This window comes from Neorhizobium sp. SHOUNA12A, from assembly GCF_023006505.1.
In the GTDB taxonomy this organism is placed as follows: Bacteria; Pseudomonadota; Alphaproteobacteria; order Rhizobiales; family Rhizobiaceae; genus Neorhizobium.
In genome coordinates, this window is the sequence record NZ_JALBGV010000002.1 from 181,870 (window position 1) to 193,293 (window position 11,424).

17 protein-coding genes and 1 pseudogene are annotated in these 11,424 nt (G+C 61.8%); all 18 read right to left on the reverse strand.

Going from position 1 to position 11,424, the window contains the following annotated elements; translation table 11 throughout:
* Nucleotides 1-13: 13 nt before the first annotated feature.
* Nucleotides 14-199: a hypothetical protein gene (locus MOV63_RS32735; protein ID WP_040125526.1), complete on the reverse strand. Its 186-nt coding sequence runs from the start codon at nt 197-199 to the stop codon at nt 14-16.
* Between the two features lie 213 nt (nt 200-412).
* Nucleotides 413-715 carry a GCG_CRPN prefix-to-repeats domain-containing protein gene (locus MOV63_RS01760; protein ID WP_080719385.1) on the reverse strand — a complete coding sequence of 101 codons (303 nt, stop codon included), beginning with the start codon at nt 713-715 and terminating at the stop codon, nt 413-415.
* Between the two features lie 155 nt (nt 716-870).
* Nucleotides 871-1,272, reverse strand: a complete 402-nt coding sequence (locus tag MOV63_RS01765) for a hypothetical protein (protein WP_040125524.1) — start codon at nt 1,270-1,272, stop codon at nt 871-873.
* A 140-nt stretch (nt 1,273-1,412) separates the two neighbouring features.
* On the reverse strand, nt 1,413-2,636 hold the full coding sequence (locus tag MOV63_RS01770; protein ID WP_040125523.1) for a DUF1501 domain-containing protein: 1,224 nt from the start codon (nt 2,634-2,636) through the stop codon (nt 1,413-1,415).
* A 2-nt stretch (nt 2,637-2,638) separates the two neighbouring features.
* Nucleotides 2,639-4,138, reverse strand: a complete 1,500-nt coding sequence (locus MOV63_RS01775; RefSeq protein ID WP_040125522.1) for a DUF1800 family protein — start codon at nt 4,136-4,138, stop codon at nt 2,639-2,641.
* 75 nt (nt 4,139-4,213) lie between these two features.
* On the reverse strand, nt 4,214-4,663 hold the full coding sequence (locus tag MOV63_RS01780) for a periplasmic heavy metal sensor (protein ID WP_040125521.1): 450 nt from the start codon (nt 4,661-4,663) through the stop codon (nt 4,214-4,216).
* Complete coding sequence (locus MOV63_RS01785) at nt 4,660-5,097, reverse strand: hypothetical protein (RefSeq protein ID WP_247031246.1); 438 nt, start codon at nt 5,095-5,097, stop codon at nt 4,660-4,662. The genes MOV63_RS01780 and MOV63_RS01785 overlap by 4 nt, the downstream gene beginning before the upstream one ends.
* Nucleotides 5,094-5,639, reverse strand: a complete 546-nt coding sequence (locus tag MOV63_RS01790; RefSeq protein WP_040125519.1) for an RNA polymerase sigma factor — start codon at nt 5,637-5,639, stop codon at nt 5,094-5,096. The genes MOV63_RS01785 and MOV63_RS01790 overlap by 4 nt, the downstream gene beginning before the upstream one ends.
* 239 nt (nt 5,640-5,878) lie before the next feature.
* Entirely contained in the window at nt 5,879-6,640 is a 762-nt protein-coding gene (locus tag MOV63_RS01795; protein ID WP_040125518.1) for an ABC transporter ATP-binding protein, read from the reverse strand.
* Nucleotides 6,637-7,671 (reverse strand): iron ABC transporter permease, encoded by a 1,035-nt coding sequence (locus tag MOV63_RS01800; protein WP_244447587.1) that lies wholly within the window; start codon nt 7,669-7,671, stop codon nt 6,637-6,639. The genes MOV63_RS01795 and MOV63_RS01800 overlap by 4 nt, the downstream gene beginning before the upstream one ends.
* Nucleotides 7,672-7,673: 2 nt before the next feature.
* Nucleotides 7,674-8,696: an ABC transporter substrate-binding protein gene (locus MOV63_RS01805; protein ID WP_040125516.1), complete on the reverse strand. Its 1,023-nt coding sequence runs from the start codon at nt 8,694-8,696 to the stop codon at nt 7,674-7,676.
* A 153-nt stretch (nt 8,697-8,849) separates the two neighbouring features.
* A complete protein-coding gene (locus tag MOV63_RS01810; RefSeq protein ID WP_157885341.1) occupies nt 8,850-9,086 on the reverse strand; it encodes a hypothetical protein in 237 nt (78 codons plus the stop codon).
* 176 nt (nt 9,087-9,262) lie between these two features.
* Complete coding sequence (locus MOV63_RS01815; RefSeq protein ID WP_157885340.1) at nt 9,263-9,436, reverse strand: hypothetical protein; 174 nt, start codon at nt 9,434-9,436, stop codon at nt 9,263-9,265.
* Between the two features lie 6 nt (nt 9,437-9,442).
* Nucleotides 9,443-9,610 carry a hypothetical protein gene (locus MOV63_RS01820; protein ID WP_157885339.1) on the reverse strand — a complete coding sequence of 56 codons (168 nt, stop codon included), beginning with the start codon at nt 9,608-9,610 and terminating at the stop codon, nt 9,443-9,445.
* A gap of 341 nt (nt 9,611-9,951) precedes the next feature.
* Nucleotides 9,952-10,155 (reverse strand): hypothetical protein, encoded by a 204-nt coding sequence (locus MOV63_RS01825; RefSeq protein ID WP_040125515.1) that lies wholly within the window; start codon nt 10,153-10,155, stop codon nt 9,952-9,954.
* A gap of 151 nt (nt 10,156-10,306) precedes the next feature.
* The gene (locus MOV63_RS01830; RefSeq protein ID WP_157885338.1) at nt 10,307-10,750 is read right to left on the reverse strand and encodes a hypothetical protein; all 444 of its coding nucleotides are present in this window, start codon (nt 10,748-10,750) and stop codon (nt 10,307-10,309) included.
* An 11-nt stretch (nt 10,751-10,761) separates the two neighbouring features.
* A complete protein-coding gene (locus MOV63_RS01835) occupies nt 10,762-11,154 on the reverse strand; it encodes a hypothetical protein (protein WP_051900641.1) in 393 nt (130 codons plus the stop codon).
* A 60-nt stretch (nt 11,155-11,214) separates the two neighbouring features.
* Nucleotides 11,215-11,424 (reverse strand): annotated as a pseudogene (locus MOV63_RS01840) (hypothetical protein); the annotation flags it as partial.

The following is an 11,424-nucleotide window of genomic DNA, read 5'->3' on the forward strand; positions in this document are numbered from 1 at the left end:
CCATTGCCGCTCGTTAACGGAACCGCGGTGGTCGCGGCGGAGAGTTCGAGTGGATCTCATGGGCAGGGGCGTGCTTTCCCAGCAGCCTCAGCATCTTCCTCTCGTCTTCCGGCCTCATCCCATTCTTGCGGCAGTGTTCTGCGACGTCGTGATCGCGCGGCCCAGGGATCCTGACCTGTCGATTGCTGTCCTTTTTCATGGCCGTTTCCTCCTGGCTACCCAACATTCCGAACCCGAAAATGTTCGTTAGGAATGGCTAAAATTCAATCCAATGAAAGCAGCCAACTCGACTTGTCGCGGGGGAGGAGGAACGTTGCGCGCGCCCTACGGTCTCGGAGACGTAATACCGGTCATCGCAGCCGGCGTGACCAAGAAAAAAGCCCCTCTGCAGAACAGAAGGGCCTTTTTCATTTCAACGCCAGTCCCGGCGATCGCGCCAGTAACCTCGGCCTTCCCAGCGCGGCGGTCCCCGGTCGTCCCATCGATCACGACGGTCCCACCGATGGCCATAATAGCGCGGTGGCGGTGGCGGGCGCCAGTGGTTGGGGCGGCAATCGCCCCACGGGTTCATGTGGTAACCACGGCCGCAAGCCCAATCGACTTTTTCGGCGATTGGCTTCGCGGGGACGACAATGTCGCCAATCGGCATGGCGTTTGCCGCGCCGCCGAACAGACAAGCTGCGGCCAGACTGGCCGCCAAGATAATCCTGCGCATCGGTTTCCTCCAGAGTGCACACGGTGACAGATTGCGGCAGGGTCGTTGAACCGTTGCTGAAGTCCGTATTCATCTGTGCTTCAGCTTCTCTGTGGTCGCTTCCGCGCCGCCTTAAGCTCAAACGCCTTGGAGAAGATCCGCTATCTTAGCCCGCTTCAGCGATCACGTGAGCGGTCCCGGCCGTAGTCGCGAGAGTCGGAATCGTATGAGGAGTTTCCTCGTTGCAGCCGGTCCAGCACCTGCAGGAGAAGATCCGCGCAATCCTTCGTCGGTTCGCCGTCGGCACAACGCAGGTCGATCGTGGTCCGGCCGTTCTCGATGCGGAACCGCGCTCCCCGCTCCCGCGGCGGCGAACGGTCTGCCATGGGTGCCATCCGCCATTCGTTTCCGTCCCTGTCTGCGTCAAGTTCTCGAGTGACAGGCGACGGCGCCTTCGGGGAGCGATCCGCCTCGGCCGGCGGTGGTGTGCCCGGAGACGCGTTGGGCGTCTCCTGCGCTGACGTGAGGTTAGCCGACAGCGAAAGAACGGCTGCGGCCGTGATGACCAGAAGTTTCATGTCGTGACCTCCGATTGCGGATGGCCAACAACAATCACCGGCTTGGTTTGTTCCAGACGCCCTTGGAACAGAGAAGCTGCAAAGCTTCGAACATCATCAGATGTCGGCATAGCTGTCTTGGGGCCCCGGTTCCAATGCCTTCACACGATCAGACCCTTTGCCGCCTGAACGCTTTCCGAGCCGGGGAAAACCACGTCGCGGAGATGGTTGGCGTTCGCGCCGAGGAGATCGCTTGCGACACCCTTGATGATCGCCCGGATGTCGGTGGTTGGCGCAAGGTCGCGGCCGTCGCGCAACTGCGCTTCCTTCAATCCGGGCCAGTCGGTGATGACCCGGCCGCCGCGGATCGCGCCGCCGGCCAGAAAGGCCGTCGTGCCCGTGCCGTGGTCGGTGCCCTCGGTTCCGTTGATGCGGGCCGTGCGGCCGAACTCCGTCGCGACCAGGATCGCGGTATCCTTCCAGACCGGGCCGAGTTCCTGCTCGAACGCGGCAAGCGAGTTGTCGAGGCCGGTCAGCAATTTTGCCAGCCGATCGGTTTCCTGAGCGTGGGTATCCCATCCTTCGAAAGCCAGAGCCGCGACGCGGGGGCCTTCAGGATGAGCAATCAGCCGGGCAGCGCCTCTTGCCATCTGTTCCATGCCGTTCGGGTCTCCCGGACCTCCGCGCGCCTTGATGTCGATGCCGGAAGCGATTTTCCCGGTGTCGATCCCTTCCTGGAGAAGGCGGGCGAGAACCGGATCCTTCTGTCCGTAGAGATCGGCCAGACGGGGAGCGAGATCGCCGTCGGCCGGTTTCAGGATGGAAGGCGCCCAACCGAGCACCGGCGCCTTGCCGCGGATGAGAAGTGCCGCAGTCGTTCCGACCGATAGCCCCCGCACGCGTTCGGTGGCGCCTGGCGCCACCCTTTCACCCGCCGGCAATCCTTCGAGCAATCTATTGAGCCAGCCGGTTTCAACATGGCCCGGCGACGGAAAGCCGGACTCGAGGACGTCCTGCCCGTCGAAATGCGAGCGGTCCCTGTAGGCGGTTGCACTGGCATGCACGACGGCCGCCTGCCCCGCACGGAAAAGACGCTGAAAATTGCGCATTGAGGGATGCAGGGCGAAGAAGCCGTCAAGCGGCAGTGCCGGATTGGCGCCATCAATCCGCATGGCGCTCTGTTGCCTCAACGCTTCATAGTCGGGATCGCCGATCGGCGGGACCGCCGTCAGGCCATCCAGCGCACCACGCAGGATGATCGTCACGAAACGCGGGTCTCGCCCTCCGGCGGCATGTGCGAAGCGGGGCATGAAGGCCCAGGCGAAGAGCGCGCCGGAAGCGCCCAGAACGGCACGACGGGTCGGGGAAATATGTTCGCACAACATGATCAACGCCTCTGAAATTCGGGGGAAAGGAATGCGATCGACAGGCCCTGCGCCTTGGTTTCGGCCCGGGCCACCGCCTGCAGCGTTTCGGCAGAAAGAAGCGGTCCCAACCGGTCCTTGACGAACTCTCTGGGATCCGTTGTCCCGCTCGCCTGATGGGCGAAAATGCTGGCGGCGTCGATCCGGGTGGCAAGACCTTCAGACGAAGCCCAGCCATCCGTGACATCCGAGAAACCGTTCGGGCCGGAAGGGTTCCAGAAGGGCTGGCCGAGTGCGTTGAGGGTGGACATGATCTGCTCTGGTTTTGGCCTGAGACCTGTTGCCCGGATCATCGCCACCACGTAGTCGAGCGGCGGTCGCATCTTGGACAATTCAGGGTTCCAGGCTTCCTCGCTGTCGATCAGCGCCTTGTAGACGGCAGAAAGGTCGCCGTGTGTCTTCGTGTAAGCCGCAGCGACTTTGCGGACGATACCGGCCGGTGGCTCGTCCGCGACGAAATGCCGAACGAGCTTGAAGGCGATGTGTTTGGCCGTGGCTGGGTGGCGGGCCAGGTCGCGAAGTGCGGAACGCCCCTGTTCCACGCCGTCCTCGGCATAGGTCATCCCCATCACCGGATGGTCGCCGGGCTCGTGCGCAGAGCTATTGAAGACGAAACTGCCCATCGGGCCGGGACGTTTTTCATCGCGGTAGATCGTCCAGCCGGTGATGATACGCGCAAGCGATGTCACGTCCGCCTGATCGTAACCGCCATTTACCCCCAGCGTGTGCAACTCCATGATCTCGCGGGCGAGGTTTTCGTTGAGCCCACGTTTTCCGTTCTTGTTGGCCTGCGAATTCGGGCCGATCGATTGATGGTTATCGAGGAAATACAGCATGGCCGGATGGCTCTCGACCGCAAGCAGCATGTCTTCGAAGCGGCCGAAGACATGCGGGCGTATCGCTTCGCGTTCGAAGGCTCCGGCCATGATATGCACGTCGCCGCCCTTGCCGGTGGCAATTGCGAAATGGTTTGCCCAAAACATCGCGAGCCGTTCGCCGAAACCGATCAACGGCTGGTGTATCGTGCCGTTGAACCGGGCATCAGCCTCGGCAATGAGGATCTGCTGGGGAAGATACGGGCGTTTCGAAGCCGGTGTTGCTTTCTTATCCGGTTGCGAGGATGGAGCTGCCATCGCCCCCGGATCCATCATGCCGCCGGTGGGGCGGGTTGCCTCCATGGCGTTGCCGGCGGCTGTTGCGACCGGCTGCGGACCGGGCATTGGCGCCGCGGCAGGACGGTCGCGCTCGGCCTGAATTTCCTTGTTGTACTCGATCAGGGACATCAGCAGATCGGCGCTGGAACGCAGTGCCGGCCCGACGGGCGTCGGCGTATAACATTCAACCACCTCCTGCCGCAGAAGATCGCGGGGGTCGTCCTTGATCGCCTGCAGATCGCCTTCGCGCGCGCCGAGGCCAAAGCGCCAAAGTGTCAGGGCGGCGTCAATGTCTTTGGAATTGGCCATAACCGATACGAACTCCGTTTCGTCATAGGCTCTTTAACGGCGGCAGGCGGCAAATCCGTCGCTTTCCAAATGCGGTCATTTCGTGGCTGGACGGGGAGCCTCGCGGGCCAGCAGCCCCTCGGCCAGCCGCCGGCGGGCTTCGAGAGGCAGTCCCTGCGCAAATTCCACGGCCCGGTCTTCGGTGGCGGCGCGCACGGCAATCTCCGCCCGGCGCGCGCGGTCCAGCGCACTTGCCAGAGCCTTTGCGTCGAGTTCCGGTTCGCCCATCAGCGCGGCAGCCTCTATACGGGCCTGGCGCGCTTCCAGTGAAGTCTGGCGTACCGTGCGGCGAGCATCGTTCATGGCGCGTTGAAAGGCCTCCCGATCATCCTTGGAGAGTTGCTCGCCAGCGAGCGGCATTCGGGTAACGGCGGGCGGCGGGTCTGTCCTCAGATAGACCAGCCCGGCACCTGCAAGCGCACAGATGAGGAACGTGTTGAGCGCAAGCAGTGAAATCACCAGCCTTCTGAATTGGATGTCGGTCATGGTGCCTCCTGCGTCCACTCACTGTCGGACTGCAATTCGCCGAACGCGGTCATGGTGCCGTTCAGGGAAAGAGCAGGCGGGGGCGTGACGACGACGACCGCGACGGCGCCCGTCAGGCCGCCGGCAAGCCCGACCCCGATCAATCCGGCGCTGATCGCCCAGCGACGCAATCTCGTCCTTCTGGCGAGCCATGTTTCGCCATCGGCGAGAATGCTGGCCGTCAGGCGGGTTGAAGGCGAGGGCGACTGCAGACGGGATAAGACCGCGTCGAGCTGATCGGCATCCGTCATCAGCACGCGGCCTTCCTCGGTTTCCATGAAAGAGACCGCGCCATCCCTGACAGTGTCGGGCCAACGATGGGGGCTCGATCCATAGGCATCGATCAGGGCCCGAAAGGCCTCGCGATCGATCGAAGGTGCTTTTTTCTCGGTCATGTCATTTCTCCGTTCAAGATCACCCGTAACGTTCGGCGTCCCCTTGCCAGCAAGCTCTCGAGCGCATCGACCTTGATTTGCATCACGTCCGCCGCATCGCGATTGGACATGTCCTGATAATACACCAGAATGATCGCTTCCCGCTGGCGTGGCGCCAGGCTTTGCAGTGCGCGCTGCACCGTTTCGCCATCCCGGTCGTCGGACAACAATCCGGCGTCGGGCAACGGGCCATGGTCAACCATCTCCGGAGCCTCCGCGACGAGGATATCCCTTCGGCGGCGAAGTCGGTCGTAGCATAAGTTGAGCACGACCCGATGAGCCCAGGTGTCAAACTTCGCTCTTCCCTGTCGCCAGCCACCTGCATGTTTCCATATGCGTAGAAAAGTTTCCTGAGCGACATCTTCCGCCTCGCCCTTGTCGCCCAGCATGCGCGTCGCGACCAGCAATATTCTTGGCAGTTTTGCCGCCACCATCTTGCGCATCGCCTGGGGGTCGCCCGAAGCTATACCTTCGACCAGGTCTGCATCAGGGTCGTCCATCATCAGTCCGATTCTTTACGGTCGATCAGCACGCGAGAATCTATCCCACTATCCGATCGAAGGATGAACAACGTTCATGACAACCCTGTCGAGGCAATCCTTGGCTTCCATACCGCTTAAACGCACCGACCTGGCAAATCCGTCTCTGGAATTCTTGAAAATCTGCCAAGCATCCGGAGCGTGACAGAGGGGGCGGCGCATGCGCCTTCGCGATCGTTACGCTTTCGTCGCAAGGGAAATGATCAGACGAGGTAATGAATATGCGGCCGCGAATGATGCGGTGACGCCTCGACCCGCGCCTCGACGGAAAATACGTCCCTGAGCAGAGCTTCGGTCATCACCTCTTCCGGCGCCCCGCACGCGACGATCCTGCCATTTTGCATGATGATCAGTTGGTCGCAGAACATCGCTGCATGATTGAGGTCGTGAAGCGCGATGATGCTCGTCATCGGCAGGCCGGAAACCAGCCGCATCAGGCCGATCTGATGCTGGATATCCAAATGGTTGGTCGGCTCGTCGAGGATGAGTTCCTTCGGCGATTGCGCCAGCGCCCTGGCAATATGGGTCCGCTGCTTCTCGCCGCCCGAAAGCGATTGCCAGCGATCGTTGCGCTTGTGCGCCATCCCGGCACGCGCAAGCGCGGTCTCAACCGCTTCGTCATCGGTGAGCGTCCAGCCCGAAAATATCGACCGGTGCGGAAACCGCCCGAGCTTGACCACGTCGACGACCTTCAGATTGGCATTGGTGGTGGCATGCTGTTCGACGAAGGCGACCCGCTTTGCGATCGAACGCCGCCCGATCGTCTTGAGATCCTTGCCTTCGAGCAGGATTGAGCCTGAATGCGGCGGTTTCAACCCGGCGAGCAGACGCAGGAGCGAGGTCTTTCCCGAGCCGTTGGGTCCGAGCAAGCCGAGCGTCTTACCCGGCTGTGCCTCGAAGGAAACGCCGTCGAGGATGGTCTTCCTGCCAATTTTCCAGGTGAGGTTCTCGGTCTTGATGCTCATGACGCGCGTTGAAACCGGTAGAGGATGATCGAGAAGAAGGGCACGCCGACCAGCGCGGTGACGACGCCGATCGGCAGGACCTGCTGCGGGATGAGAGTGCGTGACGCAATGTCCGCCACCACCATGAAAACGGCACCGACAACCGCGCAGGCCGGCAGCAATCGGACATGCAGCGGCCCGACTAGGAAGCGCGCCACATGCGGTACGACAAGGCCGACGAAGCCGATCGAGCCGACCATGCTGACGATCGTCGCGGTCATCACCGCCGTCAGCGCGAAAAGAACGATGCGTGCCCGCCCGACATTGACGCCGAGCGACGCCGCCGCCTCGTCGCCGAAGGCGAACGCATCCAGCACCCGGGCATAGAGCAGGCAGGCCACAAGCGCGATGCCGACGACGATCGAGACCAGCGTCAATTCCGGCCAGCGTACACCGCCGAAACTGCCGAGCAACCAGAACATCACGTCGCGCGCCTGCTGGGCGTTACCCGATGTCGTGACGATGTAGGAGGTCGAGGCATTGAAGAGCTGCGACGCGGCCACGCCGGCAAGAATGGTGCGGTCCGCGCCGCCGCGGGTTCCATTCGAAAGCAGTGCGACGAAGAAGAAGGCGGCGAAGGCACCCGCAAAGGCCCCGGCCGAGAGTGAAACCGTGCCTGCGCCGACACCGAGGATGATGACCGCGACCGCGCCGGTGGACGAGCCGGCGGAGATACCGAGCACATAGGGTTCGGCCAGCGGGTTGCGCAGCAGCGATTGCATGATCGCTCCCGACAGCGCAAGGCCCGCGCCGCAGAACGCCGCGACCAATGCCCGGCTGAGGCGGTAATCCCAGATGACGGTTTCGTGGATACGGTTGAGCCCCACCGCGGTCCATCCCAGCCGATTGGTGACGGCTGAAAAGGTCGTTGCGAGCGGGATCGGCAGATCGCCGATCCCGACGCTTATGCCGACGGCAAGCCCGATAGCTGCAAGCGACGCCACCAGCACAGCCGCGAAGGCGGAAAACTGTCGAACTGGGTTGCGCCTCACGATCACTTCAGACGACCGAGGGCCTTCAGCTGTTCGGCCACCTGTTCGGCGCCATAGATCGTCCGCACGGTCGGGTTCATGGCCTGGCCGTCCATCACCACCATTGCCTTGTTCTTCACGGCGGTGATCTGGCTGACGGCCGGGTCGGTGGTCAGGAACTTGATCTTGGCTTCCGGCTTGTCGAGTTCCCAGCGGTTGCGGTCCAGGTTGGCGACGACGATCACGTCCGGATTGGCGGCGATGATGCTTTCCCAGCCGAGTGTCGGCCATTCGGCTTCGGCGGTGACGGCGTTCTTGCCCCCGAGAAGGTCGGCGATGAAGCCCGATGCGCCGTTCTTGCCTCCCAGATAGGCGTCGGATGAGGGCGACTGGCTTGAGAACCAGAAGACATAGGAAAGCTGCTTGCCATCCTTTGCCACGCTCGCACGCAATGCCGCTTCACGCTTCTTGAAGTCGGCGATCAGCGCTTGGCCGCGATCGGAGACATCGAAAATCTGCGAAAGCTCGTCGATCTCCTTGTAGAGCAGATCCATGTTCCAGAGTTGCGCGCGGCTGCCGTACTGGTCCTTGACCTCCTTGGTGCTGAGGCAGGTGCTGGGCGAGAGATAGGTCGGGACGCCGACCTTGTCGAAGTCCTCACGTTTGGCGACCTTGCTGCTTGGGCCGAGCAGGCTTGGCAAAGCGGCCGCTACGAAATCCGGGTTCTCCGCCAGGATCGATTCGAAGGTCGGGAATTCGACGCTCAGAAGCTTGACCTTCGTATTGGCCTCGGCAAGCTGCGGCAGCACCTTGCTCGGCCAGAAGGCAGTACCGGCCATCTTGTCCTGAAGGCCGAGCAGCAGCAGGATCTCCGCGCTGTTCTGACCAAGCCCGATCGCCCGCTCGGGAGCCTTCGGGAAACTGACCTGCGCCCCACAATTTTCGAGGGTCAGGGGGTATTTCGTCGACGCGAACGCCGGGGAAACGGTCAAGCTGGATGCTGCAGCGATCAGCAGCGCGGTCAAGGTGGATTTTAGCATGAGCATGGCAGGTCCTGGTTCAAGTCTGCCACGGCGAATAGCCGTTCTTGCTCGCTATAACAAGATAAACGCAGTCACCTTTAATGTCGCAAGCTCATATGCGGCCAAGGCGCGTCCTCGCCTGCGTTGCAGATATTGGCCGCAGCTGAACAGGCTTCGTCAGATCAGGTTGCGCCGTTTTGCCTTTATCAGTGCCGCCAGTTCGTCACCGCTGATGATCGGCTCGGGGACCTGTCCGCAATGCACGAAGACCTCGATGGCCGGGAGCTCGCCGATATTCTTTTTGCAGTAGGCCAGGGCCTTTTCCAACGAGACGAAGGTCTGGCTTGGGACATCTTCTGACCAGCAATGGACCGTGGCTGGCACACGCGCATTTCCCGGAATTCGGTCGGGCATTTTTGGGGTTTCCTCGGCGTCTCGTTCTGATGCGAATTTTGATCACAATTATCATATGACAAGAATATGCGATGGCTTAGCTGGTTGGGTGGTTACCGATCTCAAAGCCGGAACGGAGCAATTTGAACGGTCGGCTCCTGATGAACGATCAGGCGCAAACCCCAATCTGGCGGTGCTTAGGTGCTGGCATAGATCCCGTAGAGCGCGATGAGGACGTAAAGGCAGAAGGCTGCGACAGCCACGCCGGCGACGAAAATGGCCAAGCCGCGACCGACAACGACCTTGCGCTTCTTTTGAGGCTCGGGATCTGCCGAGGGCGACAAACCCGTCGGGGTTTCGCGTTGCTTCATGGTTCGTTAGTTCGTCTGATCAATGGCGTGGGGAGAGGGCTGTGTTTGCGGACCTGTCGGCTGTCCGGGTGTCAGCAAGAAGAAATAGATAGCACCTATGACAAGCGCCGCTGTCAGGATCGTGGCGACGAACTTCATCATGTTGTTGCCGGCTTTTCTGGACGTGTCGTTCATGAAGGCTCCAACAGGGGGATCGGCAAATAGTTCCTTCGCCAGCTGCCGTAAAACGAAGAGGACAATGCTCCTACAGCGCCGTCCGGCTCGACATCGATCGACGGCTTCTTGGAGCAAACCGAAGCTCAGATCGTTGCCGCGAGCAAGATGCTGGCTGCGATCAAACAGGCGAGGGCCGCGTTGAGCCCAATGTAGAACACCAGTTCGTGTTGATGGGCGGGTTTGCGGTGCATCTCGTTCTCCTCCTGCGTGCCCGAACCGGCCGCTGGGCTGAAAGTTCCGTTCCGGATTGGCGACGCGGTTGAAAAAGGCGGCGCGCACGAACGAGAGAAAGCGCGAAGCTAGTCTCCCGCTGCGCCAAGCCCCAGCGGGCCATTGATCCTGTTCAAGGCTTCCCCCAGGGATTTGACCGCTTCCATTGTCACGGCCTGCGCCGACATCAGCATCGCAAGATCGGCATCCTTTCCCTGGTGGGACAGCGCGAGGGCGCGTTTCTGCAGGTTCTGGCTCATCGAGCTGAGCTGCGCAAAAGTATCTTCGTCCATCTTCATCCTCCGAAGTCTGCGCGGTTCAAAGCTTCAAGCCGCCGTTCGGTTCCAATCAGCGAGCAGCGGACTGAACACGCGGGGATCATCCGCTTGCGCCGCCGGCGCCGGCTCCCGCTCTTTCGCGGGAGCCGATCCATCGATGACCAAATCACTGCTGCGGCAAAACGACATTGCTCTCGGTGTTGCTTTTGACCGGCTTCTGCCCCGGTACGTGGGACATGCTGCGCGTCTTGCTTTGCAGCTCGTCACCCTTAACCCGAGTCTTCGTCTGTGATTTGCTGAAGGTGCCTTGGTCCATGGCCTGCGCCCGCGACTGCGCCTTCAGCTGGTTCGGGTTCTCGTTGATCTTGGTCTGGCTTCGGGCTTTGCCATCGGCCGTCGCCGCACTGCCTCCGGAGCCGATCGAGGATGTCGTGCCGCTGTCGGTCCGACAGGCTCCGGCAGTGCCGAGGGTACTTGCCGATGTGCCGCCTGCGGCGGCGCTGCCGCCGGAGCCGACCGTGCCGGCAGCGTTGCAGTCCTGTGCAAGCACCGGTGTGGTAGCAACCGAGACGATCAGCGCCAGGCACGCCAGTGATAGTTTCTTCGACATGTCCATCTCCTTCATTTCTGCGGTTTGGTGACGTCACAGGTGCCGTCTGACCGACGGGTGATAACGGTTCCATCGGGGCGGGTGACGCTTGCCGTCGAGAAAGCCTGATTGCCGGCCGTTCCGGTTGTGACGGACGAACCGGCGCTGGACGAAGCCGAGCCGCCGCCCGAGTTCATCGTTGTTGTCTTGCCGTCGATTGTCGTCGAGGACGAAACGCTGCCGCCGCCTGCGGTGACCGATGTGGATGTCCCATTGCCGGTCGAGCCCGTGCTTTCGATGACGGTGCAGGTGGTGCCGTCGTCAAGCTTGATGGTTTCGGTGGCAAAGGCCGAGATCGCGATAAAGGTCGTCAGGATCAGCGGCAGCGCGAAGGTTCCCTTATATACGATTGATGCCGAGGTCATTTCGGCTCTCCTATTGATAGGGCGAAGGCGGAACGATCCGCCCTCGTCCGATGGATGGAACTAGCAGGAAGCGCCGTCTTTTTTGGCTTGGCCCGGAGGACATGCCTTCTTGCCCTGTCCGTGTTCCGAGCCGGCCGCGCCCGCCGAACTGCCGCCAGTTCCGACGGAGCTGGTCGACATGCCGTCCTTGGCCGACGTACCGCCGGTGCCGAGCGTCGAAGCGGAACCCGAGCCGCTACCCGAGCCTGCCGCAGATCCACCGGTGCCGAC

Bases quoted from the DNA above. Each gene is read 5' to 3' on its own strand.
- MOV63_RS32735 (WP_040125526.1), bottom strand. From the start codon at position 199: ATGAAAAAGGACAGCAATCGACAGGTCAGGATCCCTGGGCCGCGCGAT.
- MOV63_RS01760 (WP_080719385.1), bottom strand. From the start codon at position 715: ATGCGCAGGATTATCTTGGCGGCCAGTCTGGCCGCAGCTTGTCTGTTC.
- MOV63_RS01765 (WP_040125524.1), bottom strand. From the start codon at position 1,272: ATGAAACTTCTGGTCATCACGGCCGCAGCCGTTCTTTCGCTGTCGGCT.
- MOV63_RS01770 (WP_040125523.1), bottom strand. From the start codon at position 2,636: ATGTTGTGCGAACATATTTCCCCGACCCGTCGTGCCGTTCTGGGCGCT.
- MOV63_RS01775 (WP_040125522.1), bottom strand. From the start codon at position 4,138: ATGGCCAATTCCAAAGACATTGACGCCGCCCTGACACTTTGGCGCTTT.
- MOV63_RS01780 (WP_040125521.1), bottom strand. From the start codon at position 4,663: ATGACCGACATCCAATTCAGAAGGCTGGTGATTTCACTGCTTGCGCTC.
- MOV63_RS01785 (WP_247031246.1), bottom strand. From the start codon at position 5,097: ATGACCGAGAAAAAAGCACCTTCGATCGATCGCGAGGCCTTTCGGGCC.
- MOV63_RS01790 (WP_040125519.1), bottom strand. From the start codon at position 5,639: ATGATGGACGACCCTGATGCAGACCTGGTCGAAGGTATAGCTTCGGGC.
- MOV63_RS01795 (WP_040125518.1), bottom strand. From the start codon at position 6,640: ATGAGCATCAAGACCGAGAACCTCACCTGGAAAATTGGCAGGAAGACC.
- MOV63_RS01805 (WP_040125516.1), bottom strand. From the start codon at position 8,696: ATGCTCATGCTAAAATCCACCTTGACCGCGCTGCTGATCGCTGCAGCA.
- MOV63_RS01810 (WP_157885341.1), bottom strand. From the start codon at position 9,086: ATGCCCGACCGAATTCCGGGAAATGCGCGTGTGCCAGCCACGGTCCAT.
- MOV63_RS01815 (WP_157885340.1), bottom strand. From the start codon at position 9,436: ATGAAGCAACGCGAAACCCCGACGGGTTTGTCGCCCTCGGCAGATCCC.
- MOV63_RS01820 (WP_157885339.1), bottom strand. From the start codon at position 9,610: ATGAACGACACGTCCAGAAAAGCCGGCAACAACATGATGAAGTTCGTC.
- MOV63_RS01825 (WP_040125515.1), bottom strand. From the start codon at position 10,155: ATGGACGAAGATACTTTTGCGCAGCTCAGCTCGATGAGCCAGAACCTG.
- MOV63_RS01830 (WP_157885338.1), bottom strand. From the start codon at position 10,750: ATGTCGAAGAAACTATCACTGGCGTGCCTGGCGCTGATCGTCTCGGTT.
- MOV63_RS01835 (WP_051900641.1), bottom strand. From the start codon at position 11,154: ATGACCTCGGCATCAATCGTATATAAGGGAACCTTCGCGCTGCCGCTG.